The following is a 25,104-nucleotide window of genomic DNA, read 5'->3' as shown; positions in this document are numbered from 1 at the left end:
GGATACAATGACAGAGAATAATGATATAAAAATGGTAATTATTACAGGGATGTCTGGAGCTGGAAAAACAGTAGCTTTACAAAGTTTTGAAGATTTAGGATATTTTTGTGTGGATAATTTACCACCGATGTTATTGCCAAAGTTTATTGAGCTTATGGCGGATTCAAAAGGGAAAATGAATAAAGTGGCACTTGGTATTGATTTACGTGGCCGCGAGTTTTTCGAACATTTATGGGGAGCACTTGATGATTTATCAGAACGTACATGGATTATTCCTCATATTTTATTTTTAGATGCGAAAGATAGTACGCTTGTAACTCGTTATAAAGAAACGAGACGTTCGCATCCACTTGCACCAACTGGTTTGCCGTTAAAGGGAATCGAAGCAGAGCGTAATTTATTAACAGATATGAAGGCACGAGCGAATATTGTGCTTGATACATCGGATTTAAAACCGAAAGAATTACGTGAAAAAATTGTTCACTTGTTCTCAACAGAAACTGAGCAAGCATTTCGTGTAAATGTTATGTCATTTGGATTTAAGTACGGTATTCCAATTGATGCAGATTTAGTATTTGATGTTCGTTTTTTACCAAATCCATATTACATTCCACACATGAAGCCATTAACAGGACTAGATGAAGAAGTTTCTTCGTATGTACTGAAATTTAATGAGACACATAAGTTTTTAGAGAAGTTGACGGATCTGATTACTTTCATGCTGCCTCATTATAAAAGAGAAGGCAAAAGTCAACTTGTAATTGCAATTGGATGTACAGGTGGACAGCATCGTTCTGTTACGCTTACAGAATACCTTGGGAAACATTTGAAACCAGAGTATAGTGTTCATGTATCTCATCGTGATGTGGAGAAGAGAAAGGGCCATTAAGGGATGAAAAAAGAGAGAAAGCCTAAAATTGTCATCATGGGAGGCGGAACTGGACTCTCTGTTTTATTAAGGGGATTAAAGCAATATCCTGTTGATATTACAGCAGTTGTTACAATTGCTGATGATGGTGGCAGTTCGGGTAGATTACGTGATGAGCTAGAAATTCCACCTCCAGGTGACATCCGTAACGTACTTGTTGCGTTATCGGATGTAGAGCCACTGGTGGAAGCTTTATTTCAGCACCGTTTCACAACAGGAGACGGACTGAAAGGTCATGCGTTAGGAAATCTATTGTTGGCAGGTATGACCTCGATTACAGGAGACTTTTTCCATGCAATTACAGAAACAAGTAAAGTATTAAATGTCAGAGGACGTGTATTACCAGCAGCGAATCAAAGTGCGGTACTTCATGCGGAACTTGAAGATGGGGAAATTGTAACAGGTGAATCAAAGATTCCTTATTACGGAAAGAAGATTAATCGTGTCTTTTTAACTCCAGAAGATGTAGAGCCATTGCATGAAACGTTGGCTGAGATTAAACGAGCTGATTTACTTGTTTTCGGTCCTGGAAGTTTGTATACGAGTATATTGCCCAATTTAGTTGTTAACAAAATTGGAGACGCTGTTCTTGCTGCAAAGGCGAAGAAGGTATATGTATGTAACGTTATGACACAAGCGGGTGAAACGATGGGATATACTGCTTTTGATCATGTGCAGGCGTTACACGATCATTTAGGGCAACCATTTATCAATACTGCAATTGTAAATAACCGTGAGATTCCTTGTGAATTACGCAAGTCATATGAGGAAGAAATGTCTACACCAGTTGTAGTGGATGAAGAACGTTTTGTTGAAAATAATATTGATGTTATTCAAGAGGGATTAGCGAAGTATGATGATCATGTTGTAAGGCATGATACGTTAAAGTTAGCGTCCATTTTATATTCATTGTTATAAATATGCGTTGCCTCGTTTGAGGTAGCGCTCCTCATTCATATAGGACAAGAATTTTGTTCCATAATAATCGTATAAGGAGGTGTTGACTGTGTCATTTGCATCAGAAACAAAGAAAGAGTTGACGAATCTTGAGATGAAGGAATGCTGTGAGAAAGCAGAATTATCAGCGTTACTTCGAATGAACGGGTCGCTTTCTTTTTCAAACCGTCGTCTATCTATCGATATTCAAACGGAAAATGCGGCAATTGCAAGAAGGATTTATACGCTTTTGAAAAAAGGATATGACGTGACGGTAGAATTGCTTGTCCGTAAAAAAATGCGCTTGAAGAAAAATAATGTATATATTGTGCGGCTTGTTGAGAAGTCTCGCGAAATATTAGCTGATCTTCATATCGTTCGAGATGACTTTTCATTTATTCGAAATATATCACAAGAATTGATTGAGAAGAAATGTTGTAAACGATCGTACTTACGTGGCGCATTTTTAGCAGGTGGTTCAGTAAATAACCCAGAAACATCATCTTATCATTTAGAAATCTTTTCGTTATATAAGGAACATAATGATGCTATATGTGAACTGATGAACGGATTTGATTTAAATAGTAAGACGTTGGAAAGAAGAAAAGGGTACATTACGTATTTGAAAGAAGCAGAAAAAATTACAGAGTTTTTAAATATTATAGGTGCTCATAATGCACTTTTAAGATTTGAAGATATTCGAATCGTACGTGATATGCGTAATTCTGTAAATCGTTTAGTGAACTGCGAAACAGCTAATTTAAATAAAACAATTGGTGCAGCACTAAGACAGATTGAAAATATTCGTTATATTGATGAGACAGTTGGTCTTGATATTTTGCCAGATAAATTACAAGAGATTGCACAATTACGAAGAGATTATCAAGATGTAACATTGAAAGAGTTAGGTGAGATGGTATCCGGGGGGAAGATTAGTAAGTCGGGTATTAATCATCGTTTGCGTAAAATCGATGAAATCGCAGAGAAATTACGCGCGGGGGAAACGTTAGTAAAAAAATAAGAGGTTAAAGGGGAAATGGAGCTGTGGTTCAAAAACGAGTTCAGGTTTCATTAAAAAACGGTTTACAAGCACGTCCGGCTGCGTTGTTTGTACAAGAGGCAAATCGCTTTCATGCAGATATCTTCATCGAGAAAGATGGAAAGACAGTAAATGCAAAGAGCATAATGGGGATTATGAGCTTAGCAATTGGAACTGGAAGCATGATAACAATTACAACAGAAGGTTCAGATGCAGAAGAGGCTTTAGAAGCATTAGCTGCATATGTACAATAAGAAGCTATCGCGTATATGCGATAGCTTTTTGTTTTTGCGGTTTACTTAAAGGGAGTTTTCGGGATAGGGGGTATGTAGCTGGTTTGTCCTTGTCGGAGATTGTCGGTAAATCGATATGTTGTGTCGAACCGTTGATATATTAAAAAAATCGTTGATATAATTTAAGTTTTGTTCGATATAATTGAAAAATCGTTGATATATTTAGAGGGATACTGGATGGGGTATGTGAGCGGGGAACAATATATAAAAGAAGCGCCCAATTATAGGGCGCTTCCACTTTTAGTTATATCCAGCTCCAGCGGCTAGAATCTCCGGTCGCTTCGCCCCTTCATTCGAGGCAAAAAGCGCCTCGGAATCAGGTGCTCCATCGCCCTGCGATTCTGAACGAGCCGCTTCCGCTTTTAGTTATTAACGATTTGTAAAGATCTTATCGATTAAACCGTATTCTAAAGCTTTTTCTGCTGTCATGAAGTTGTCGCGGTCTGTGTCGCGTTGTAGTACTTCAAGTGGTTGACCAGTGCGGTCAGCAAGAATTTGGTTTAGTTTTTCACGTAAGAATAGGATACGTTTTGCAGCGATTTCGATTTCAGTCGCTTGACCTTGTGCTCCACCAAGTGGTTGGTGAATCATTACTTCACTGTTTGGAAGTGCATAACGTTTTCCTTTTTCACCTGCTGCAAGTAAGAATGCACCCATAGATGCAGCCATACCGATACAGATTGTTGATACTTGTGGCTTAATAAACTGCATTGTATCATAGATTGCCATACCCGCTGTGATAGAACCACCAGGGCTGTTGATGTAGATGTGAATATCTTTTTCTGGATCTTGAGATTCCAAGAATAAAAGCTGGGAAACGATTGAGTTAGCTACGTTGTCATCAATTGCACTACCAAGCATAATGATGCGGTCTTTTAATAGTCGAGAGTAAATATCGTAAGCGCGTTCTCCACGATTTGTTTGTTCAATTACTGTAGGAATTAAATTCATCTGTTATTTCCTCCTTATAAAGCTTTCTTAGTCTTATAATACAATTATGGTCAATAAAGGTCAAACGAAACCACTTTAAATCAAAAAAATATGTCGTTGTACCATGAAATATTCGCTATGTTTTCGAAATTCCCTGCTTATGTATCTTCAACATCATAACCGAATTACATAAATTTAAACGTTATGAAAACTGGAGAAAAAAGAAAAGAACGCCTTTTAACTGAAGCGTTCTTTCGATAATTAGTCTTTTAAAAGATAGGTTACTTTATTTAAAATCTTTTCGATTTGTTTGGCGTTTTTACTATACATTTCGCTTGCTGATTTCGACTTTGTTTCTAGGGAAAATAGTTCAAGATCAGCATGACATTTTTTTAAAGATGCTAATAATAAAGGTTTATTTTGAGGAGAAGGCATTTGGAGTTTGTCATTGTAAATGTCGATAGTAAGTTGTCCGTATGAATCCACTTGACCGAGGAAGACATTTTCAATAACAACACCGAGTTTTTCTAATTCTGAATGTAGCCAAGCGCGGTTATGTCCGCTTGCTGAAAGAGGTTCATCTAGTACATTTCCATCCATAATAACAGTTTGTGGTTCTTTCTCGTTTGGTACTTTTAAACCGATGTCTTTTGCTGTAAGTGGCTGAGAATCTTTCTTTAATAATACATTTAATTCTCCGCTCGGTTCTAAGACAGCAAATTCGACTTCAGCTACGCTGAACGCACTTTTTCCACGGAGAAGTTCCAGTAATTCGTCACTCGTATATTTTTCTTTCTTTAAATTATCTTCGAGTATCTTTCCGTCTTTTATTAATACGGTAGATTTTCCTTCAAAGAAGTCCCGAGCTGTTTTGTTCTTTAAAGAGAGGATTCCTGTTAAAAAAGGTACCACAGCGAAAATGAGTATCGCAAAGACGCCGTGAAAAAATTTTGAATCGAGCCCTGTAGATACTTGGGCAGCGATGTCACCAATCGTCATTCCGGCTATGTATTCAAAAAAGGAAAGCTGAGAGATTTGTCTTTTCCCTAACCATTTCGTAATAGCGAATAAAATAATTAATATGAATACAGAGCGAAGAATGACAAGTGTCCATTCCGGCAGGTGAGACATAGTCGTTTCCTCCAGTCTACTTAAAACCCTTTATATTGAGGTTCTTCACGTTCTAATACTGAAATTCTATCCTTTAAATCAGCGATGACGCTGTCCATTTCTAACATACATTCATGAAATACGCGTTTTGATTCTTCGTCTTGTGAATTTAATGAAAGAGAGCTTAAGCTTGCTTGGGCGCCCCTTACACTAGCAAGGCAAGTTTTTACGCTAGAGATAACAGTCATATAAACACCTCTTATCCTTTCGGTTTAAATAATAATGCTCCAATGAAGCCGAAAATAATAGCTGCTGATACACCGGCGCTCGTTACTTTAAACATGCCGGTAATAACGCCAACGATGCCATGTTTTGCAGCTTCTTCCATTGCGCCATGAACGAGGGCATTACCAAAGCTTGTAATAGGTACAGTTGCCCCGGCTCCAGCGAAATCAATTAATGGCTCATACAAATTAAATCCATCTAATATAGCTCCAGCAACAACGAGTGTTGCCATTGTATGAGCGGGTGTTAGTTTGCCGACATCAAACATAAGTTGGCCGATTACACATATGAGTCCGCCAATGACGAAAGCCCAGAAAAAAATCATTGCGTTGCACCTCCAAATTCAATCGAAACGGCATGAGCGATACATGGAATTGTTTCTTCTTGTTGGAATGTAAGTGGAGATAGTAAAGCGCCTGTCGCAATGACAAGTATTTTTTTGAACTCTCCTCTTTTCATTCGGTTTAATAAATGACCATACACGACTGTTGCGGAACATCCAGGCCCGCTAGCACCAGCTATGACAGGTTGTCCTTCTCTGTAAATGATAATTCCGCAATCTTGAAATTGTTCGCTCGTTACTTTCGTTCCGTGTTTATGTAGTAAGTCATAAGCAATTTCGCGTCCTACATGTCCGAGATCGCCTGTTACGATTAAATCGTAGTAAGAGGCATCAATTTGGCGTTCACGTAAATGGGCTTCAATTGTATCAACTGCAGCTGGAGCCATTGCGCCTCCCATATTAAACGGATCCGTTAATCCCATATCAATCACTCGTCCGATTGTTGCAGAGGTTACTCTTGGACCGTGTCCAGTATCGCTTAAAATAGCGGCTCCTGCTCCGGTTACTGTCCACTGTGCAGTAGGCGGCTTTTGTCCGCCGTATTCGGTAGGGTAGCGGAATTGTTTTTCTACAGCAGTATTATGGCTTGAAGCTCCAGTTAATAAATATTTTGCACCTTTTGCATTTACGATACTTGCCCCAAGTGCTAAACCTTCCATAGAAGTAGAGCAAGCCCCGAATAGTCCGAGATAAGGAGTGCCAAGTGTGCGGCAAGCAAAGCTTGTTGGAGTGATTTGATTAATTAAATCTCCTGCGAGTACGAATTGAATATCGTCTTTACGAAGTTCTGCTTTTTCAGTAGCGCGGCTACAAGCTTCTTCGAATAAAATTTTATGTGCTTTTTCATAGGAATCTTGTCCAAGCCATAAATCTTCATGAAGGATATCGAAGTCTTCTGGGATGTTCCCCTTTGCTTCAAATGGTCCGCCGACAACCCCTGTTGAGATAATGACTGGTTTGTTTTCAAATACCCACGTTCGGTGTCCTTGTAACATTTATAGCCCTCCCCATTGAACGAGAATCGTTTTAATAAGTGCGATGACGAAAGCGGAAAATACACCAAATAAAATAACAGAACCCGCTAGTTTAAACATATTGCCGCCAACACCAAGGACGAATCCTTCCGTTCGATGCTCAATACATGCTGCAATAACAGAGTTACCAAATCCAGTAACAGGTACAGCTGTGCCAGCACCAGCAAACTGCCCAAAACGATCGTATATACCAAATCCAGTTAGTAACATAGAAATGAAAATAAGAGTTGCGACTGTCGGATTTCCTGCTGAGCGTTCAGTGAAATCAAAATATGTGATATAAAAAGTAGAAATGAGTTGTCCGATGAAGCAAATAAAACCACCGACGAAAAAGGCTTTTATACAATTTTTTAAGACAGGTCTTTTCGGTTCGCGTTCTTGTTCGAATTTTTTATACTCCTGTTGTACAGGGGTTAAGTTTTTATCTTTACTAGACATTGCAATCCTTCCTTTTCTTTTAAAAAGCGTTAAGTGTTAGACTCCATTTTTTTACCAATGAATTTTAATTGCTTATTAATTTCATCTTTAGATACTTCTTTTTCCTTAATTTTTCTTTCGAGTTTTTCGAGTAACATAAAGATTTTTTTATCTGTACTGACACGAACATCGAAAGTAGGATGCTCATCACTTAGCTGCTTTTGAAGCTTTTTACGAAGAGGTTTTAATCCAAACCTTTCGTGATGCTCAGGTGTAACTGCTATGTAGAGATCTAAATTTGAATTCACTGCTGTGCTTTTTATAATTTCATCCATAGCGAGAGCTCTTTTTTTCGCTCCTTGTGATATAGATTGATTAAAGGATTCCGTACTCGTCTTTGTTAACTTTGGACCTTTTTCTTTCTCCGTTCGTTTTGCTTCTTCTTTCACTTTTTTATCTAAAGGACTATTATCACATCCGGTAAAAGAGCTAAATAGAAGTGCAAATAATGCGGTTATGAGGCCGAGTTTTCGCATAATTATCATTCCATTTCTATTACAATATGTAATGTGATAGAAAAAGGATGACTGCATATCATCCTTTTTCTATTTCACAGCAAGACTGATTTGTTATTGCTGTGAGTATTGTGGTTCTTCTTGTTGGACTTCTTCAACGCGTGGGTTTAAAGAATCGATAATCGTTTGTGTTTGCTGCGCAGCTGTTTGGAAAAGTTGCTTCGCTTGTTGGTTATCCGTATCAAGAGCGAATCCCTCTAAGCTAGCTTGTGCACTTTTTAATCCAGAAACAGTTTGCTTTAGTTTCGTAATTACAGTCATTGAATGAAGCCCCCTTTGGAATATCAATTCAAAGATTATAATTTGTGAGTTGGGGTGAATTTATGATTGGAAAATTTAGGGGTGAAATAGATTTTATATGCTTTTAGCTAAGATGCATAAGGTATTACGGGGATATTTTTATTGATTTAGATGGATTTTATTGCTATTATTATGAGAAGAAAATGAAGTGTTTTCTATAATCATGCGCCCATAGCTCAGTCGGATAGAGCGGTGGTTTCCGGTACCACGTCTGCCGGGGGTTCGAATCCCTCTGGGCGCGTCAAAAAGTCCTAACTTACGTTTTGTAGGTTAGGACTTTTTTTATTTTTCTCTTGTTATATCTGGTGATAAGATTTACTATTAGTACTTGATTATAATTTTTAAACTTATTATTTTCTTTCAATATTATTCAAATTTCGGTTGTAAGTTGTAAATCTCATTAATACATATAAATTAATAATATTTTGGAATGGGTGTCTGTGATAGCATTCTCCTTTTACCAAACTTATTGTACAATAGAAACAAGGGGGAGATTAGTTTGAAGGCAAGTCTTTTACAAGAACAAAGCTTACGTTTGGCAATGACACAAGAGTTAAGGCAAGCGATTACAATGCTCCAGTATAATGTACAAGAATTATCGGAGTTTTTGTATGAGCAATCGTTAGAGAATCCCCTTATTGAGTTAGGTGGTTTTGAGAGGGAGAAGAAAAAGAGCTCTAACAACAGTAAAAGTACCAGCAAACAAGTCGAGAATCAGATGGAGATCTACAGTGTGGATTCTACAACGATTCAGCAACATTTATTAAATCAAATACAGTATTATAAAATAGATGAAGAAGAGCGAAAAGTAGCTTCTTTCATTATTATGAACATGGATGGAAATGGATATTTACAAGAAACGAATGAAGAGTTAGCAGAGCTCCTTTCTGCGCATATTCATGTAGTCGACCGCTCTGTAGAGCTTGTCCAATCACTGGAACCAGCAGGGGTAGGGGCGCGTAATATTCAGGAATGTTTAACCTTGCAATTGAAGCGCTTACAAAGACGGAATGGATTAGCAGAAGAGGTTGTAGAAGATCATTTCGCTTATTTTGTGAAGAAAGATTGGCGAAAGCTCGTTCAAGTGTTGAAATGTAGTAATGAGGAATTACAGAGTGCGGTAAATTGTATAACGTCATTACAACCAAAACCAGGTCTTGCGTTTTCTTCAGATAAACCACTTTATATTGTGCCTGATATGGCGGTGAAAAAAGATGGCGATCGCCTCGTTTTACAAATGAATGAGAGAAATATGCCGAGAATTGAAATTCATTCTGAATATAGTGCGCTTCTTAATAATAGTGAAAGTGAAGTAGCATCTTACGTATCAGAAAAGTATCAGCATGTGCAGTGGATTATGCGCAGTTTGAAGCAGAGAAAACAGACGCTGCTGCAAGTAATGACTATTATTATGGAAAAACAACGTGATTTCTTCTGGAAAGGTCCAGAGTATTTAAGACCTCTCGCTTTAAAAGAGGTAGCGGAAGAGTTAAGTGTGCATGAATCGACAATTAGTCGTGCGACGCGAAATAAATATGTTCAAACACCACACGGTTTATTTGAGATGAAATCGTTCTTTAGCAATGCCGTTTCGACGACTGAAGATGAAGCAGTTTCTACAAAACGTGTACAACAATTTATTCAAACGCTAATTGGGGCAGAGGATAAGAAAAAGCCACTTTCAGATCAAAAGATTTCAAAATTATTAGAAGAAGAGCATGAAATTGTTATTTCTCGAAGAACAGTGGCGAAGTATAGAGAACAAATGCATATCCCAGCTTCGTCATTACGAAAAACGATCGGATAGGTGAAGAAGATGAAAGTTGTACTGTATACTAAAAAAGATTGTGGCCTTTGCGTGAAGGCGAAACAAGTTTTACAGGAAGTACAATGTGAATATTCTTTTCAAATCGAGGAAATAGATATATATGAAGATAATGACCTTTTAGAAAAATATCACTTAATGATTCCGGTTGTAGAAATGGACGGAAAACAAGTAGAATATGGTAACATTCACAAAGGTGTCATAATAAACTATATAAAGAATGCAGTTAAGAGTTGAATAAGTTTCTATCTCCTGTTACAATAATACACGTAGCAGGGATTATTTTTTTAACCTATGTGGGACACAAAATGTCACTACGGGACGTAAAGTGACCACGAAGGAAAAATGAACCGATGTAGTGAGGAGAAAAGATATGCGCTCATGGATTCAGAACACAAAAAAATTATTACCTGATCTGCTACCTGTTATGCAAACGAGAATGCAAATTCTTCAATACATTAGGCTCATGCAGCCGATTGGAAGAAGAAACTTATCAGCAAGTCTCGGTATGACAGAACGAGTATTGCGAAGTGAAGTTCAAGTTTTGAAAGAACAAAACTTAGTTCACGTCGCTTCTTCTGGAATGACTTTGACAGAAGAAGGAACAGCTTTAGTTCTTGCTTTGGAAGACTTTATGAAAGAAATTTCCGGGTTAAAGGTTTTAGAAAAGCAACTTAAGGAAACATTAGACTTGGATGAAGTTTTCGTTGTCCCTGGTGATAGTGATGAATCACCTTGGGTCAAACTGGAGATGGGCCGTGCTTGTGTGACTTGTATAAAAGACCGTCTGACAGCGAATAATATCGTTGCTGTGGCTGGAGGAACTACGCTAGCTGCTGCTGCGGACATGATGCAACTTGATTGCAAAGATTTACATATGCTATTTGTCCCAGCACGTGGTGGAATTGGAGAAGGCGTCGAATTAGAAGCCAATACCATTTGTGCCAAGATGGCACAAAATACGATGAGTAATTATCGCTTATTGTATGTTCCAGACCATGTTAGTAGCGAAGCATATGCGTCTATTGTGACAGAGCCTTCCGTGAAAGAAGTTCTTGAGTTGATTCGATCTTCCAATATCGTCATTCATGGAATAGGTGATGCGTTAACAATGGCACGTCGCAGAAGTACTTCAGAAGCAGATTGGTTAAAGATTCAGGCAAGCGAAGCAGTTGGCGAAGCTTTCGGTTACTACTTTAATGAAGAAGGAAATGTTGTTCATAAAGTAAGAACAGTTGGTATGCAACTAGAGGATTTACAAAATGTATCTCACGTTGTTGCAGTCGCTGGAGGTTCTTCAAAGGCAAAAGCAATACAGGCTGTAATTAAACAAGGGCACACTTCAATTCTAATTACAGATGAAGGTGCAGCAAAACAGTTAACAAAGGGTTTTACCCTTTAATATAATCCCCCAAGGAGGAAATTCAAATGACTAAAATTGGTATTAATGGATTTGGACGTATCGGACGTAACGTATTCCGCGCAGCTCTTAACAACTCTGAGGTAGAAGTAGTAGCAATCAACGACTTAACAGATGCTAAAACATTAGCTCACCTTTTAAAATATGACACAGTTCACGGAACTTTAAATGCAGAAGTATCTGCTAACGAAAACAGCATCGTTGTTAACGGTAAAGAAATTAAAGTTATCGCTGAGCGTGACCCAGCTCAATTACCATGGAGCGACTACGGAGTAGAAGTAGTAGTAGAATCTACTGGCCGTTTCACTAAAAAATCAGACGCTGAGAAACACTTAGGTGGATCAGTTAAGAAAGTTATCATCTCAGCTCCAGCTTCTGACGAAGATATCACTGTAGTTATGGGTGTTAACCACGAACAATACGATGCAGCTAACCACAACGTAGTATCTAACGCTTCTTGTACTACAAACTGTCTAGCTCCATTCGCTAAAGTATTAAACGAAAAATTCGGCGTAAAACGCGGAATGATGACAACAATTCACTCTTACACTAACGACCAACAAATCTTAGACTTACCACACAAAGATTTACGTCGTGCTCGTGCAGCAGCTGAAAACATGATCCCAACATCTACTGGTGCAGCTAAAGCTGTAGCATTAGTATTACCAGAACTTAAAGGTAAATTAAACGGTGGCGCTGTACGTGTTCCAACTGCTAACGTTTCTCTAGTTGACCTAGTTGTTGAACTTGACAAAGAAGTAACAGTTGAAGAAGTAAATGCAGCATTCAAAGCAGCAGCTGAAGGCGAATTAAAAGGTATCCTTGGATACAGCGAAGAGCCATTAGTATCTATCGACTATAACGGATGTACAGCTTCTTCTACAATCGATGCATTATCTACAATGGTAATGGAAGGTAACATGGTTAAAGTACTTTCTTGGTACGATAACGAAACTGGTTACTCTAACCGCGTAGTAGACCTAGCAGCTTACATGACTTCAAAAGGTCTTTAATTCTTAATTATATAAGTTATCAATGACAAAACGAGGGAGAGGGTTTGTTCCCTCTCTCTCTTCTTTCGTTTTAAAAGCAAATGTGTTAAGCTTTTGAGTGGGTTTTGTCAATCCTAACTAGTAGTCGGAGGGAAATCCAATGAACAAAAAATCAATTCGTGACGTAGATTTAAAAGGTAAGCGTGTATTTTGCCGCGTTGATTTCAACGTACCTATGAAAGAAGGCAAAATTACAGATGAAACTCGTATCCGTGCAGCTCTTCCTACAATTCAATATTTAGTAGAGCAAGGTGCGAAAGTTATTTTAGCAAGTCACTTAGGCCGTCCAAAAGGTCAAGTAGTAGAAGAAATGCGTTTAACTCCAGTAGCAGCACGTTTAGGCGAGCTTCTTGGTAAAGACGTTAAAAAAGCGGACGAAGCATTCGGACCAGTTGCACAAGAAATGGTTGCAGCAATGAACGAAGGCGACGTATTAGTTCTTGAAAACGTACGTTTCTATGCGGGCGAAGAAAAGAACGATGCAGAACTTGCGAAAGAATTTGCAGCACTTGCTGACATCTTCGTAAACGATGCATTCGGTGCAGCTCACCGTGCTCACGCTTCTACAGCAGGTATCGCAGACTACCTACCAGCAGTATCTGGTCTATTAATGGAAAAAGAGTTAGATGTACTTGGTAAAGCACTTTCTAACCCAGAACGTCCATTTACAGCTATTATCGGTGGTGCGAAAGTAAAAGATAAAATCGGTGTAATTCGTCATCTATTAGACAAAGTAGATAACTTAATCATCGGTGGTGGACTTGCTTACACATTCGTTAAAGCTTTAGGTCATGAAATTGGTCTATCTCTATGTGAAGACGACAAGATCGAACTAGCTAAAGAATTTATGCAACTTGCAAAAGAAAAAGGCGTAAACTTCTACATGCCAGTTGATGTTGTAATCACTGAGGAATTCTCTGAAACTGCAACAACTAAAATCGTTGGTATCGACTCTATCCCTTCTAACTGGGAAGGCGTGGACATCGGTCCTAAAACACGTGAAATTTATGCAGATGTAATTAAAAATTCTAAGCTTGTTGTATGGAATGGACCAATGGGTGTATTCGAAATGACTCCATTCGCAGAAGGTACAAAAGCAGTAGGACAAGCATTAGCAGATGCAGAAGATACATACTCTGTTATCGGCGGTGGTGACTCTGCAGCAGCTGTTGAAAAATTCGGTATGGCTGATAAAATGAGCCACATTTCTACTGGCGGCGGTGCGTCATTAGAATTCATGGAAGGTAAAGAGCTTCCAGGTGTAGTTTGTCTTAACGACAAATAAGTAGCAGCCAAAGAAAAAGGACGGTGCAAAGCATGCGTAAACCAATTATCGCAGGTAACTGGAAAATGAATAAAACTCTATCTGAAGCAGTTAGCTTCGTAGAGGAAGTTAAAGGTCAAATCTCAGCAGCTTCAGCTGTTGATGCAGTAGTTTGCTCTCCAGCTCTATTCTTAGAGCGCCTTGTAGCAGCAACTGAAGGAACTGACTTACAAGTAGGTGCACAAAACATGCACTTCGAAAAAAATGGTGCATTCACTGGCGAAATTAGCCCGGTAGCACTTAGTGACTTAAAAGTTGGCTATGTAGTACTTGGCCACTCTGAGCGTCGTGAAATGTTTGCTGAAACAGATGAGTCAGTAAACAAAAAGACTATCGCAGCATTTGAACATGGTTTAACACCAATCGTATGTTGTGGTGAGACTTTAGAAGAGCGCGAAAGCGGAAAAACATTTGACCTAGTAGCAGGTCAAGTGACAAAAGCACTTGCAGGTTTAACAGAAGAGCAAGTTAAAGCAACTGTTATCGCTTATGAGCCAATCTGGGCTATCGGTACAGGTAAATCTTCTTCTTCTGCAGATGCAAACGAAGTATGTGCGCACATCCGTAAAGTTGTTGCAGAAGCTGTTTCTCCAGAAGCTGCAGAAGCTGTTCGTATCCAATACGGCGGTAGCGTAAAACCAGAAAACATTAAAGAGTATATGGCACAATCTGACATCGACGGCGCTTTAGTTGGCGGTGCTAGCTTAGAGCCTGCTTCGTTCTTAGGTCTTCTGGGGGCGGTAAAATGAGAAAGCCAACAGCTTTAATCATTCTTGACGGTTTCGGACTTCGTGAAGAAACTTACGGGAATGCTGTAGCACAAGCTAAGAAACCTAATTTTGATGGTTACTGGAACAAATTCCCTCACACAACGCTTACAGCTTGTGGCGAGGCAGTAGGTCTTCCAGAAGGTCAAATGGGTAACTCTGAGGTTGGTCACTTAAATATCGGTGCTGGCCGCATTGTATATCAAAGCTTAACACGCGTTAACGTTGCAATTCGTGAAGGTGAGTTCGATAAGAACGAAACGTTCCAAAGTGCAATTAAAAGCGTAAAAGAAAAAGGTACTGCACTTCATTTATTCGGTTTACTTTCTGACGGTGGTGTGCACAGTCACATGAACCATATGTTTGCTCTTCTTCGCTTAGCAGCTAAAGAAGGCGTTGAGAAAGTATACATTCATGCATTCTTAGATGGCCGCGATGTTGGACCAAAAACAGCACAAAGCTATATCGATGCAACAAATGAAGTAATTAAAGAAACAGGAGTAGGACAATTCGCGACTATCTCTGGTCGTTATTACTCCATGGACCGTGACAAGCGTTGGGATCGCGTAGAAAAATGTTACCGTGCTATGGTGAATGGTGAAGGCCCTACTTATAAATCAGCAGAAGAGTGTGTAGAAGACTCTTATGCGAACGGTATCTATGATGAATTCGTATTGCCGTCTGTAATTGTTAACGAAGATAACACGCCAGTTGCAACAATCAATGATGATGATGCAGTTATCTTCTATAACTTCCGTCCAGACCGTGCAATTCAAATTGCTCGTGTATTTACAAACGAAGACTTCCGTGAGTTCGATCGTGGTGAAAAAGTACCTCACATTCCAGAATTCGTATGTATGACACACTTCAGTGAAACTGTAGATGGTTACGTGGCATTCAAGCCAATGAACCTTGATAACACTTTAGGTGAAGTTGTTGCGCAAGCGGGATTAAAGCAACTTCGCATCGCGGAAACTGAAAAGTATCCGCACGTTACATTCTTCTTTAGCGGTGGTCGTGAGGCTGAATTCCCAGGAGAAGAGCGTATCTTAATTAACTCACCAAAGGTTGCAACGTATGACTTGAAACCTGAAATGAGCATTTACGAAGTAACGGACGCTTTAGTAAATGAAATCGAAAATGATAAACATGATGTTATCATTCTTAACTTTGCGAACTGTGATATGGTTGGCCATTCTGGGATGATGGAACCAACAATTAAAGCAGTAGAAGCAACTGACGAATGTTTAGGAAAAGTTGTAGAAGCGATTCTTGCAAAAGATGGTGTAGCACTTATTACTGCTGACCATGGTAATGCGGATGAAGAATTAACTTCTGAAGGAGAGCCAATGACAGCTCATACAACTAACCCGGTTCCTTTCATCGTTACTAAGAACGACGTAGAATTACGTGAAGATGGTATCTTAGGTGATATCGCTCCAACAATGCTTACACTTCTTGGTGTTGAGCAACCGAAAGAAATGACAGGTAAAACAATTATTAAATAATTTGCTTATATAAAAAGGAGAGAATTTATTATGTCAACAATTATTGATGTTTATGCTCGCGAAGTCCTTGACTCTCGTGGTAACCCAACTGTAGAAGTAGAAGTTTATACAGAAAGCGGCGCTTTCGGACGCGCTATCGTACCAAGTGGTGCATCTACTGGTGAGCACGAAGCAGTAGAATTACGTGACGGTGATAAATCTCGTTACCTTGGTAAAGGTGTTGTTAACGCAGTAAACAACGTTAACGAAATTATCGCTCCAGAAATCGCTGGTTTCGATGTAACTGACCAAGCTGGTATTGACCGTGCTATGATCGAATTAGATGGCACTCCAAACAAAGGTAAACTAGGCGCTAACGCTATCCTTGGTGTATCTATGGCAGTAGCTCACGCAGCAGCTGACTTCGTAGGTCTTCCATTATACCGTTACCTTGGTGGATTCAATGCAAAACAATTACCAACTCCAATGATGAACATCATCAACGGTGGTTCTCACGCTGATAACAACGTTGACTTCCAAGAGTTCATGATCTTACCAGTTGGTGCTCCAACATTCAAAGAATCAATCCGTATGGGTGCTGAAGTATTCCATGCACTTAAAGCTGTATTACATGACAAAGGTCTTAACACTGCAGTAGGTGACGAAGGTGGATTCGCTCCAAACCTTGGTTCTAACCGTGAAGCTCTAGAAGTAATCATCGAAGCTATCGAAAAAGCTGGTTACAAAGCTGGCGAGAACGTATTCTTAGGAATGGACGTTGCTTCTTCTGAGTTCTACAACAAAGAAACTGGTAAATATGACCTTGCAGGCGAAGGCCGTACTGGCTTAACTTCTGCAGAAATGGTTGATTTCTATGAAGAGCTTTGCAAAGACTTCCCAATCATCTCTATCGAAGATGGTTTAGACGAAAACGACTGGGATGGTCACAAATTATTAACTGAGCGTATCGGTGATAAAGTACAATTAGTTGGTGACGATTTATTCGTAACTAACACTCAAAAACTTGCTGAAGGTATCGAAAAAGGTATCTCTAACTCAATCTTAATTAAAGTTAACCAAATCGGTACTTTAACTGAGACTTTCGAAGCTATCGAAATGGCTAAACGTGCTGGTTACACAGCAGTTGTATCTCACCGTTCTGGTGAAACTGAAGATGCTACAATCGCTGACATCGCAGTTGCAACTAACGCTGGCCAAATCAAAACTGGTTCTATGAGCCGTACTGACCGTATTGCTAAGTACAACCAATTATTACGTATCGAAGACGAGCTAGGCGAAGTAGCTGTTTACGATGGTGTAAAATCTTTCTATAACATCAAACGATAATTGTAGAAAATAAACGACAGACCGTGAGAAATCACGGTCTGTTTTTTTATGCTAAAATTGTTCACCCGTCATAAGTGACATGAAATGTTTGAAGAAGCGGTTATACTCAAAATCAATTGCTATTTGATGACTCGGCCAATCAATAAATGGTTTAGATTCTCCTAAAGAGCGAAATTCTCCAATGCTTGCCCCCTGTGCATAAGATTCTGTCATGACAACGATAGGTGATTTGTGATAGGTAAACATAGAGTTATCAAGTAAAGCGAGTATTGGTATTGTGTCATGGAAGGGGCTCCCCTTTAAATGTGGTAGGGCGTCTTTATAATATCCGTAGTAATAATGATCAAATAACGGTTTGACAAGTGGAGCTTTTCCTTTTGCTTCAATATACTCTGCCATTTCTGGTGTAATGACGGAATATTGGGTAACGTTTAATGGGTATATGTACATGTTAGCTGTAGATTGAAGTACTATATTAGCAGCAGTAGGATCGCCATAAAAGTTTGCTTCGGAAATAGGGGTAACATTACCAGGATGTAAAAAGGCACCGCCCATTACGTAGTAAGATTTAACTTGCTTCATTAACTGTTTACATACGATGAATAAAATTGCTAGGGAGGTAAGTCTTCCTAAACTTACAATGATTAATTCATCTTTATACTGTTCAATAAGAGGAATGACTTCAAAAAAATTCTCCATTTCTCCGTTAGTCACATTCACCTTTGGAATAATTGGACCGAGCCCCTGTTTCCCATGTACATCCGTAAAAAACGTAGGTGGGGCACCAGTAAGGGGACGTTCTGAACCACCGAATATCTTGATATTTCTATTCTTTGTTTCGTTATTAAAAAAGTGAGCATTTTCTACGGCCATTTTTTTTGGAACATTGCCGTAATCAGCAACGATACCGACGATTTTTATTTCATCGATAAAGAATGCTAAGAGGAGAGCCATCGTATCATCAATCCCAGGATCACAAAAAATGAGAACTTTTTTGGGCATATGTTCACCACCTATCTTGTTTATCCCGTACAAACCAGCTTGGTGAGGGCTAATAATCAATAAGGATGAGGGGAATCTCATTGATTAAAGTTTCACTTTATATATATGTAAGTTTAAGAATAAAAAGATTATTTTATTGAAATAATAGCCTTTTAAATTCAGAAAATAAAAACTTTTTATATTAGGTCAAGGTTTTTGACGTAATTTTCGTTTGGAAATGCAGTCATATCAAGGTTGTAAGCGTATAACATAGGCTGTTTTTGCTGTCAAGTTGATAAATTGCAGCTTTTTACAATTTATACTATGATAAAGATATTAACAGAAGATCGTATAAACATGAGGGATGATGAACATGAAATTTACAAAGATTCTTGTCCAAATTGCTGCTCTTTACGTTTTTTATATGGTTGGAACTTGGGTACAAGAAATGTTAAATATTCCGATCCCAGGAAGTTTGATTGGAATGTTCCTCTTACTTGTTTTACTTAGCCTAAAAGTTCTTCCAGTGAAATGGTTCGATTTAGGAGCAGAAACACTCGTTGCTATTATGCCGTTTTTATTAATTCCGCCAACGCTTGGCCTAATGAATTACGGTGCTTTTTTTATGAGTAAAGGAATTTCTCTTTTCATTACAGTTGTAGCGAGTACATTTTTAATTATTATTGTCGCAGGACATACAGGACAATATCTTGCGAATAGGAAGGAAAGAGAGTCGCGATGAGCCAAATATTAATCGGAGTCGGTTGGGTTCTTTTTACGGTGCTATTATATCAATTATCTAAAAAAATCTATAAATTATTTCCAACACCATTCACCATTCCAATGCTTGTAGCAACTGGATTAATGGCTTTCTTATTTATCGTGCTTGATATACCATATCAACATTATATGGAAAGTGGTGGTGGCTGGATTGCAAAGCTACTTGGACCCGGTGTTGTAGCATTTGCAATTCCTCTTTATAAACAACGCCATGTTCTGCAAAAATATGTTGTACCGATTGCTGGTGGCGTATTAGTAGGTACAACAGTTGCAATCGCTAGTGATTTTGCGATTGCTTCACTTATGGGAACGGATAAAAGCTTAATCTTATCGTCTTTACCAAAATCGGTGACAATGCCAGTTGCGATGAGTGTTTCAGAGCAAGTCGGTGGTGTACCTTCCTTAACAGCAGCTTTCGTTGTTATTGCAGGTATTACTGGAACGATTACAGGACCCCTTTTATTAAAATGGAGTCGTGTTACAAACTCAGTTGGTAAAGGTATCGGATTTGGATGTGCTTCTCATATTATGGGTGTTATGAGAGCGATGAAAAATAACGAACATGAAGGTGTTATTGGATCGGTAACAATGACATTAACAGCAATTTTGACATGTTTACTTGGACCGTTATTTGCGATGATGTTTATGTAATAGAAGAAAAGCGAGAGCGCCTCTATAGCTCTCGCTTTTCTATAGAATTTATGCTACAGTTACAATAACTGAATCTTTGTAGGAGGTACGCCAAGTGCATACGTTATTATCAGTTTTACTTATTATTGTATCGATTTTAATGATTGTTATGGTACTTATGCAATCTAGTAATAGCTCAGGCCTTTCAGGTGCAATTTCAGGCGGTGCGGAGCAATTATTTGGTAAGCAAAAGGCACGTGGAATTGAAGCGGTATTAAACCGTATTACAATTGTTTTAGCTGTATTGTTCTTTGTATTAACAATTGGTGTTACGTACTTCAATTTATAGAATTGAAAGAAGAAGCGTTAGTGAATGGTACTAATGGTTCTTCTTTTTTTGTTTTGCTATTTGAAAGATGTTTCTAATTAGATTATAGAAATACAAATATGGTACACTAGATATAGAAAGAATACGACTAGATTACAGAAGAGAAAGAGGAGAAATACATGATGAAATTAGCATCTCCGAAACCATTTACATTTGAGGGTGGAGACCGCGCTGTTTTATTACTACATGGATTCACAGGGAACTCAGCTGATGTACGTATGTTAGGGCGTTTCTTAGAAAAGAAGGGCTATACTTGTCATGCGCCAATTTATAAAGGGCACGGTGTACCACCAGAAGAGCTTGTTCATACAGGGCCTACAGATTGGTGGCAAGATGTAACGGAGGCATATCAGCTTTTAAAAGATAAAGGTTTTGAGAAAATTGCTGTTGTTGGATTGTCACTTGGCGGCGTATTTTCTTTAAAATTAGGTTATACAGTACCGGTTTTAGGTGTAGTACCAATGTGTGCACCGATGTATATTAAGAGTGAAGAAACGATGTACCAAGGTATATTGGCATATGCCCGCGAATATAAAAAACGTGAGCAAAAATCACCTGAACAAATTGAACAAGAAATGTTGGAATTCCAAAAGACACCGATGAATACATTAAAAGCATTACAACAATTAATTGCTGACGTACGTAACAATGTGGATATGATTTATGCACCAACATTTGTTGTACAAGCACGTCATGACGAAATGATTAATACAGATAGTGCTAACATTATTTATAACGGTGTAGAATCTACGTTAAAAGACATTAAATGGTATGAAGACTCTACGCATGTCATTACACTTGATAAACAACGTGACGAGCTACATGAGGATGTATATAACTTCTTGGAGCAACTAGATTGGTAAGATCTAGTTGCCTCTTTTTTTCATAAGGAATTTTTTGTGAAAACTGTAAAAATCATAAGGGGAGTATTGAAGTTTCACTTTATACATCCCCTATCTTTCGGATACACTAAATAATATAAGGTTTTAAAGGAGGTATTTTTGCTTGGAAGAAATCATACAAGAACATATTGATAAGTTGTTATTATTTATGAGAGAAGAAGCGTATAAACCGCTAACGATACAAGAGTTAGAAGAGGCATTTGGGATTGAAGGTTCTGAGGGCTTTAAAGATTTCGTAAAGGCACTTGTAACGATGGAAGAAAAGGGACTTGTTATTCGTACTCGTAGCAACCGTTACGGTCTTCCTGAAAAGATGAATTTAATACGCGGTAAGTTAATTGGACATGCACGTGGTTTTGCATTCGTTGTACCAGACGAGAAGAAAACTGGAGATGATGATCTTTTCATCCCGCCTACAGAGTTAAACGGTGCACTTCATGGCGATACAGTATTAGCACGCCTTAGTTCTCAATCGAGTGGTTCACGTCAAGAAGGGTCTATTGTACGCATTTTAGAACGTGGAACGAAAGAACTAGTTGGTACATATACAGAATCGAAAAACTTTGGATTTGTTATACCTGACAATAAACGCTGGACAAGTGACATTTTCGTATTGAAAAGCGCATCAATGGGTGCTGTAGAAGGCCATAAAGTAGTTGTAAAAATTACGAGCTATCCAGAGAATCGTTTAAGTGCGGAAGGTGAAGTTATTCAAATTCTAGGTCATAAAAATGATCCAGGAGTAGATATTTTATCTGTCATTCATAAACATCACTTGCCTTTAGCGTTCCCTGAAGAAGTGATGGAACATGCAAACAGTGTACCAGAAACGATTTCAGAAGAAGATTTAAAAGATCGCCGCGACCTACGTGATCAAATGATCGTAACGATTGATGGTGCAGACGCAAAAGATTTAGATGATGCTGTTACAGTAACGAAGCTTGAGAACGGTAACTACAAGCTAGGCGTTCACATTGCGGATGTAAGTCATTACGTTCAAGAAGGTTCTCCAATTGATGTAGAAGCAGCGGAAAGAGCGACGAGTGTGTATCTTGTTGACCGTGTAATTCCGATGATTCCACACCGTCTATCTAACGGTATTTGTTCATTAAATCCGAAAGTAGACCGTCTGACATTATCTTGTGAAATGGAAATCAACAACTTAGGTGATGTTGTTAAACACGAGATTTTCCAAAGTGTGATTAAAACGACAGAGCGTATGACTTATACTGATGTAAGAAGCATTTTAGAAGATGAGGACGAAGAGTTAATTAAGCGTTATGAGCCGCTCATACCGATGTTTAAAGAGATGGGTCAATTGGCACAAATTTTACGTGAAAAACGTATGCGCCGTGGTGCAATTGACTTTGACTTTAAAGAAGCGAAAGTATTAGTGGATGAAGAAGGAAAACCGACAGACGTTGTCATGCGCGATCGTTCTGTATCAGAGAAGTTAATTGAAGAATTTATGCTTGTTGCGAATGAAACAGTAGCAGAGCACTTCCACTGGATGAACGTACCATTCATGTACCGTGTCCATGAAGATCCGAAAGAAGATAAGCTTGAGCGTTTCTTCGAGTTTGTAACGAACTTCGGATATGCAGTAAAAGGACGTGCGAATGAAGTGCATCCTCGCGCGCTACAACAAATTCTTGAAATGGTTCAAGGACAGCCAGAAGAAGTAGTTATTTCAACAGTTATGCTTCGTTCTATGAAGCAAGCTCGTTACGATGCGGATAGTTTAGGACATTTCGGTTTATCAACTGAGTTCTACACACACTTCACATCACCAATTCGTCGTTACCCAGATACAATCGTTCATAGATTAATTCGTGAATACATTATTAACGGTAAAGTCGACAACGAAACGCAAGCAAAATGGCGTGAAAAATTACCTGAGATTGCAGAGCATTCTTCTAATATGGAACGTCGTGCTGTTGAAGCAGAGCGTGAAACAGATGAGATGAAAAAAGCAGAGTATATGGTTGATAAGATCGGTGAAGAGTATGACGGTATGATTAGCTCTGTAACAAACTTCGGTTTATTCGTAGAGCTTCCAAATACAATTGAAGGTCTTGTACACGTTAGTTATTTAACGGATGATTACTACCGTTATGACGAGCAACATTTCGCTATGATCGGAGAACGTACAGGAAACGTATTCCGCATCGGTGACGAAATTACAATTCGCGTTATTAACGTAAACAAAGACGAGCGTGCAATCGACTTTGAAATCGTTGGCATGAAAGGCACACCTCGCCGTAAGTTCAAAGATCGTCCAGTCGTTATCGAGCAGCCAAGAACAGGCAGAAAGAAACGCGGTGGACGTAGCGAGCGCAGTAATGAGCGCGGCGGTGAACGTGGCACAGGTAGAAAATTTGACCGTGGTGGTAAAGGAAAAGGAAGAGGATCTGCATCCGCTTCTGCTAGCCAGCCGGGAAAAAAAGATGGTAACGGTAAGAAGAAAAAAGCATTCTTCGAAAACGTACCAGGATTCAAGAAGAAAAAGAAAAAGCGTAAGTAAGAAAAGAGTGGCTTCGCTTTGATGAAAAGCGGGGCCGTTTTCTTTTTTCTTCGTGGCTTGAGAGCGAGCCACTTTCGCTTTTTATCGGAATCCAGCTACAGTGGCTAGAATGTTTGGCGGCTTCGCTTCTTCCCCAGAGGCAAAGAGCGCCTCAAGGTCAGAAGCTCCATCCACCTCACATTCTGAACGAGCCACTTTCGCTTTTTATCGGAATCCAGCTACAGTGGCTAGAATGTTCGGCGGCTTCACTTCTTCCCGAGAGGTAAAGAGCGCCTCAAGGTCAGAAGCTCCATCCACCTCACATTCTGAACGAGCCACTTTCGCTTTTTATCGGAATCCAGCTACAGTGGCTAGAATGTTCGGCGGCTTCACTTCTTCCCGAGAGGTAAAGAGCGCCTCAAGGTCAGAAGCTCCATCCATCTCACATTCTGAGCGAGCCACTTTCGCTTTTTATTAACATTTGTTACAATAGTAAAAATAGAGGAGGGACGTTATATGCCAAAGGGTACAGGTAAGGTTATTGCACAGAACAAAAAAGCATTTCATGATTATTTCATCGAAGAAACATACGAAGCAGGGCTTGTCCTTCAAGGAACGGAAATTAAGTCGATTCGCGCTGGACGCGTAAACTTGAAAGATGCGTTTGCACGTGTACATAATGGTGAAGTATGGGTTCATAATATGCACATTAATACATACGAACAAGGGAATCGTTTCAACCATGATCCACTTCGTACGAGAAAATTACTTCTGCATAAAAAAGAAATTGATAAACTAGCGGGCGCTGCGAAAGAAACAGGTTACGCATTAGTTCCACTTAGAATTTATTTGAAAAATGGATTTGCAAAGATGGCACTTGGTTTAGCAAAAGGTAAGAAGCAATATGATAAACGTCACGATTTAAAAGAGAAAGAAGCTAAACGTGAAATTGCACGCGCGTTCCGTGATCGCCAAAAGATGTAATACAGATATTTACATTTGTAAAATGGAGCGCGTATGTTATAATAACTTATGTAAGATTGTTGCACATTGAAAAACAGCTCTTAGTAGCTATCACGATATTTTCTTCGTATGCTCCATTTTTATCATGGGGACGTTACGGATTCGACAGGGATAGTTCGAGCTTAGGTTGCGAGTCGAGGGGATCGGCCTCGTTAAAACGTCAAAGCCTATAATTGGCAAACAAAACAATCTTTCTTTAGCTGCTTAATTGCACTAAAGGTTCCTCCCTCCATCGTCCATGTGGTAGGGTAAGGGACTCAAACTAAGTGGACTACGCCGGAGTTCGCCGTCTGAGGACAAAGGAAGAGAACAACCAGACTAGCAACTTGGAAGCCTGTCGATAGGCCGAAGAGTTCGCGAAATGCTAATATATCGACTACACTCGTAGAAGCTTAAGTGCCGATATTTTTGGACGTGGGTTCGACTCCCACCGTCTCCACCAATACATATTTGGTGGTTTTTTTATTTTATATATAACAAGAAGC

At 39.0% G+C, this 25,104-nt stretch carries 27 protein-coding genes, 1 tRNA gene and 1 other RNA gene; 20 read left to right on the top strand and 9 right to left on the bottom strand.

What is annotated here, in order from left to right; translation table 11 throughout:
* The first annotated feature begins 7 nt into the window (after positions 1-7).
* From rapZ to V7S45_RS25405, 4 genes are all read left to right on the top strand, one after another.
* Entirely contained in the window at positions 8-889 is an 882-nt protein-coding gene (gene rapZ / locus V7S45_RS25420) for an RNase adapter RapZ (protein ID WP_000138459.1), read from the top strand.
* 3 nt (positions 890-892) lie between these two features.
* Positions 893-1,846 carry a YvcK family protein gene (locus tag V7S45_RS25415; RefSeq protein ID WP_000712188.1) on the top strand — a complete coding sequence of 318 codons (954 nt, stop codon included), beginning with the start codon at positions 893-895 and terminating at the stop codon, positions 1,844-1,846.
* Between the two features lie 88 nt (positions 1,847-1,934).
* A complete protein-coding gene (gene whiA / locus V7S45_RS25410; protein WP_000006558.1) occupies positions 1,935-2,885 on the top strand; it encodes a DNA-binding protein WhiA in 951 nt (316 codons plus the stop codon).
* Positions 2,886-2,908: 23 nt separating this feature from the next.
* Entirely contained in the window at positions 2,909-3,157 is a 249-nt protein-coding gene (locus tag V7S45_RS25405; RefSeq protein WP_000250307.1) for an HPr family phosphocarrier protein, read from the top strand.
* A gap of 408 nt (positions 3,158-3,565) precedes the next feature.
* Here the strand turns inward: V7S45_RS25405 and clpP are convergent, their stop codons facing one another.
* The 8 genes from clpP to V7S45_RS25365 all read right to left on the bottom strand — a co-directional run bounded on the left by clpP (position 3,566) and on the right by V7S45_RS25365 (position 8,151).
* Positions 3,566-4,147, bottom strand: a complete 582-nt coding sequence (gene clpP, locus V7S45_RS25400) for an ATP-dependent Clp endopeptidase proteolytic subunit ClpP (protein WP_001049162.1) — start codon at positions 4,145-4,147, stop codon at positions 3,566-3,568.
* A gap of 240 nt (positions 4,148-4,387) precedes the next feature.
* Entirely contained in the window at positions 4,388-5,257 is an 870-nt protein-coding gene (locus V7S45_RS25395) for a DUF421 domain-containing protein (protein WP_000018924.1), read from the bottom strand.
* A gap of 20 nt (positions 5,258-5,277) precedes the next feature.
* On the bottom strand, positions 5,278-5,484 hold the full coding sequence (locus V7S45_RS25390; protein ID WP_000216153.1) for a DUF1657 domain-containing protein: 207 nt from the start codon (positions 5,482-5,484) through the stop codon (positions 5,278-5,280).
* 11 nt (positions 5,485-5,495) lie between these two features.
* Positions 5,496-5,846: a stage V sporulation protein AE gene (spoVAE, locus tag V7S45_RS25385; RefSeq protein WP_000575919.1), complete on the bottom strand. Its 351-nt coding sequence runs from the start codon at positions 5,844-5,846 to the stop codon at positions 5,496-5,498.
* Positions 5,843-6,859: a stage V sporulation protein AD gene (gene spoVAD / locus V7S45_RS25380; RefSeq protein WP_089607717.1), complete on the bottom strand. Its 1,017-nt coding sequence runs from the start codon at positions 6,857-6,859 to the stop codon at positions 5,843-5,845. Before spoVAD ends, spoVAE begins: the two co-directional genes overlap by 4 nt.
* Positions 6,860-7,336, bottom strand: coding sequence for a stage V sporulation protein AC (gene spoVAC, locus V7S45_RS25375; protein ID WP_000095399.1), 477 nt, complete (start codon positions 7,334-7,336; stop codon positions 6,860-6,862).
* Positions 7,337-7,365: 29 nt separating this feature from the next.
* Positions 7,366-7,851 (bottom strand): YhcN/YlaJ family sporulation lipoprotein, encoded by a 486-nt coding sequence (locus V7S45_RS25370; protein WP_001228545.1) that lies wholly within the window; start codon positions 7,849-7,851, stop codon positions 7,366-7,368.
* A 93-nt stretch (positions 7,852-7,944) separates the two neighbouring features.
* Positions 7,945-8,151 carry a DUF1657 domain-containing protein gene (locus tag V7S45_RS25365; protein ID WP_000216166.1) on the bottom strand — a complete coding sequence of 69 codons (207 nt, stop codon included), beginning with the start codon at positions 8,149-8,151 and terminating at the stop codon, positions 7,945-7,947.
* Positions 8,152-8,355: 204 nt separating this feature from the next.
* On the opposite strand from V7S45_RS25365, the gene V7S45_RS25360 reads away from it, so the two are divergent.
* The 9 genes from V7S45_RS25360 (at position 8,356) to eno (ending at position 17,412) form a co-directional block, all read left to right on the top strand.
* A tRNA-Arg gene (locus tag V7S45_RS25360) sits at positions 8,356-8,431 on the top strand.
* Positions 8,432-8,689: 258 nt separating this feature from the next.
* Positions 8,690-9,997 (top strand): RNA polymerase factor sigma-54, encoded by a 1,308-nt coding sequence (rpoN, locus tag V7S45_RS25355; protein WP_088344098.1) that lies wholly within the window; start codon positions 8,690-8,692, stop codon positions 9,995-9,997.
* 9 nt (positions 9,998-10,006) lie between these two features.
* The gene (locus V7S45_RS25350; protein WP_000869730.1) at positions 10,007-10,252 is read left to right on the top strand and encodes a glutaredoxin family protein; all 246 of its coding nucleotides are present in this window, start codon (positions 10,007-10,009) and stop codon (positions 10,250-10,252) included.
* 136 nt (positions 10,253-10,388) lie between these two features.
* Positions 10,389-11,417 carry a gapA transcriptional regulator CggR gene (gene cggR / locus V7S45_RS25345; RefSeq protein WP_001258185.1) on the top strand — a complete coding sequence of 343 codons (1,029 nt, stop codon included), beginning with the start codon at positions 10,389-10,391 and terminating at the stop codon, positions 11,415-11,417.
* A gap of 26 nt (positions 11,418-11,443) precedes the next feature.
* Positions 11,444-12,448 carry a type I glyceraldehyde-3-phosphate dehydrogenase gene (gene gap / locus V7S45_RS25340; RefSeq protein WP_000161236.1) on the top strand — a complete coding sequence of 335 codons (1,005 nt, stop codon included), beginning with the start codon at positions 11,444-11,446 and terminating at the stop codon, positions 12,446-12,448.
* 139 nt (positions 12,449-12,587) lie between these two features.
* Complete coding sequence (locus V7S45_RS25335) at positions 12,588-13,772, top strand: phosphoglycerate kinase (protein WP_001036350.1); 1,185 nt, start codon at positions 12,588-12,590, stop codon at positions 13,770-13,772.
* A 32-nt stretch (positions 13,773-13,804) separates the two neighbouring features.
* The gene (gene tpiA, locus V7S45_RS25330) at positions 13,805-14,560 is read left to right on the top strand and encodes a triose-phosphate isomerase (RefSeq protein WP_242278361.1); all 756 of its coding nucleotides are present in this window, start codon (positions 13,805-13,807) and stop codon (positions 14,558-14,560) included.
* On the top strand, positions 14,557-16,086 hold the full coding sequence (gene gpmI / locus V7S45_RS25325) for a 2,3-bisphosphoglycerate-independent phosphoglycerate mutase (protein WP_001231152.1): 1,530 nt from the start codon (positions 14,557-14,559) through the stop codon (positions 16,084-16,086). The genes tpiA and gpmI overlap by 4 nt, the downstream gene beginning before the upstream one ends.
* A gap of 30 nt (positions 16,087-16,116) precedes the next feature.
* The gene (gene eno, locus V7S45_RS25320; RefSeq protein WP_000103955.1) at positions 16,117-17,412 is read left to right on the top strand and encodes a phosphopyruvate hydratase; all 1,296 of its coding nucleotides are present in this window, start codon (positions 16,117-16,119) and stop codon (positions 17,410-17,412) included.
* 51 nt (positions 17,413-17,463) lie between these two features.
* On the opposite strand, the gene V7S45_RS25315 is transcribed toward eno, so the two are convergent.
* The gene (locus tag V7S45_RS25315; protein ID WP_089607715.1) at positions 17,464-18,414 is read right to left on the bottom strand and encodes a nucleoside hydrolase; all 951 of its coding nucleotides are present in this window, start codon (positions 18,412-18,414) and stop codon (positions 17,464-17,466) included.
* A 352-nt stretch (positions 18,415-18,766) separates the two neighbouring features.
* Here V7S45_RS25315 and V7S45_RS25310 point away from each other — a divergent pair, with 352 nt between their 5' ends.
* From V7S45_RS25310 to ssrA, 7 genes are all read left to right on the top strand, one after another.
* A complete protein-coding gene (locus V7S45_RS25310) occupies positions 18,767-19,135 on the top strand; it encodes a CidA/LrgA family holin-like protein (protein ID WP_000673222.1) in 369 nt (122 codons plus the stop codon).
* Positions 19,132-19,824, top strand: coding sequence for an LrgB family protein (locus V7S45_RS25305; protein WP_000078309.1), 693 nt, complete (start codon positions 19,132-19,134; stop codon positions 19,822-19,824). Before V7S45_RS25310 ends, V7S45_RS25305 begins: the two co-directional genes overlap by 4 nt.
* A 94-nt stretch (positions 19,825-19,918) precedes the next feature.
* A complete protein-coding gene (gene secG, locus V7S45_RS25300; protein WP_000557264.1) occupies positions 19,919-20,152 on the top strand; it encodes a preprotein translocase subunit SecG in 234 nt (77 codons plus the stop codon).
* A gap of 161 nt (positions 20,153-20,313) precedes the next feature.
* Complete coding sequence (gene estA, locus V7S45_RS25295) at positions 20,314-21,054, top strand: carboxylesterase (RefSeq protein WP_000761986.1); 741 nt, start codon at positions 20,314-20,316, stop codon at positions 21,052-21,054.
* A gap of 142 nt (positions 21,055-21,196) precedes the next feature.
* The gene (gene rnr / locus V7S45_RS25290) at positions 21,197-23,617 is read left to right on the top strand and encodes a ribonuclease R (protein ID WP_089607714.1); all 2,421 of its coding nucleotides are present in this window, start codon (positions 21,197-21,199) and stop codon (positions 23,615-23,617) included.
* Between the two features lie 495 nt (positions 23,618-24,112).
* Entirely contained in the window at positions 24,113-24,580 is a 468-nt protein-coding gene (gene smpB, locus V7S45_RS25285) for an SsrA-binding protein (RefSeq protein WP_001123919.1), read from the top strand.
* Between the two features lie 126 nt (positions 24,581-24,706).
* Positions 24,707-25,061, top strand: a transfer-messenger RNA (tmRNA) gene (ssrA, locus tag V7S45_RS25280).
* Positions 25,062-25,104 lie beyond the last annotated feature (43 nt).

The organism is Bacillus sp. BR3(2024) (genome assembly GCF_039134555.1).
Taxonomy (GTDB): Bacteria; Bacillota; Bacilli; order Bacillales; family Bacillaceae_G; genus Bacillus_A; species Bacillus_A cereus.
The sequence above is the reverse complement of the archived record's forward strand: the minus strand, read 5'-3'. Positions and strand labels throughout refer to the sequence as shown.

Bases quoted from the DNA above. Each gene is read 5' to 3' on its own strand.
- V7S45_RS25370 (WP_001228545.1), bottom strand. From the start codon at position 7,851: ATGCGAAAACTCGGCCTCATAACCGCATTATTTGCACTTCTATTTAGC.
- gpmI (WP_001231152.1), top strand. From the start codon at position 14,557: ATGAGAAAGCCAACAGCTTTAATCATTCTTGACGGTTTCGGACTTCGT.
- eno (WP_000103955.1), top strand. From the start codon at position 16,117: ATGTCAACAATTATTGATGTTTATGCTCGCGAAGTCCTTGACTCTCGT.
- cggR (WP_001258185.1), top strand. From the start codon at position 10,389: ATGCGCTCATGGATTCAGAACACAAAAAAATTATTACCTGATCTGCTA.
- estA (WP_000761986.1), top strand. From the start codon at position 20,314: ATGAAATTAGCATCTCCGAAACCATTTACATTTGAGGGTGGAGACCGC.
- V7S45_RS25365 (WP_000216166.1), bottom strand. From the start codon at position 8,151: ATGACTGTAATTACGAAACTAAAGCAAACTGTTTCTGGATTAAAAAGT.
- V7S45_RS25315 (WP_089607715.1), bottom strand. From the start codon at position 18,414: ATGCCCAAAAAAGTTCTCATTTTTTGTGATCCTGGGATTGATGATACG.
- clpP (WP_001049162.1), bottom strand. From the start codon at position 4,147: ATGAATTTAATTCCTACAGTAATTGAACAAACAAATCGTGGAGAACGC.
- spoVAE (WP_000575919.1), bottom strand. From the start codon at position 5,846: ATGATTTTTTTCTGGGCTTTCGTCATTGGCGGACTCATATGTGTAATC.
- V7S45_RS25305 (WP_000078309.1), top strand. From the start codon at position 19,132: ATGAGCCAAATATTAATCGGAGTCGGTTGGGTTCTTTTTACGGTGCTA.
- V7S45_RS25350 (WP_000869730.1), top strand. From the start codon at position 10,007: ATGAAAGTTGTACTGTATACTAAAAAAGATTGTGGCCTTTGCGTGAAG.
- V7S45_RS25415 (WP_000712188.1), top strand. From the start codon at position 893: ATGAAAAAAGAGAGAAAGCCTAAAATTGTCATCATGGGAGGCGGAACT.
- V7S45_RS25335 (WP_001036350.1), top strand. From the start codon at position 12,588: ATGAACAAAAAATCAATTCGTGACGTAGATTTAAAAGGTAAGCGTGTA.
- V7S45_RS25395 (WP_000018924.1), bottom strand. From the start codon at position 5,257: ATGTCTCACCTGCCGGAATGGACACTTGTCATTCTTCGCTCTGTATTC.
- gap (WP_000161236.1), top strand. From the start codon at position 11,444: ATGACTAAAATTGGTATTAATGGATTTGGACGTATCGGACGTAACGTA.
- spoVAD (WP_089607717.1), bottom strand. From the start codon at position 6,859: ATGTTACAAGGACACCGAACGTGGGTATTTGAAAACAAACCAGTCATT.
- spoVAC (WP_000095399.1), bottom strand. From the start codon at position 7,336: ATGTCTAGTAAAGATAAAAACTTAACCCCTGTACAACAGGAGTATAAA.
- V7S45_RS25390 (WP_000216153.1), bottom strand. From the start codon at position 5,484: ATGACTGTTATCTCTAGCGTAAAAACTTGCCTTGCTAGTGTAAGGGGC.
- V7S45_RS25310 (WP_000673222.1), top strand. From the start codon at position 18,767: ATGAAATTTACAAAGATTCTTGTCCAAATTGCTGCTCTTTACGTTTTT.
- rapZ (WP_000138459.1), top strand. From the start codon at position 8: ATGACAGAGAATAATGATATAAAAATGGTAATTATTACAGGGATGTCT.
- smpB (WP_001123919.1), top strand. From the start codon at position 24,113: ATGCCAAAGGGTACAGGTAAGGTTATTGCACAGAACAAAAAAGCATTT.
- tpiA (WP_242278361.1), top strand. From the start codon at position 13,805: ATGCGTAAACCAATTATCGCAGGTAACTGGAAAATGAATAAAACTCTA.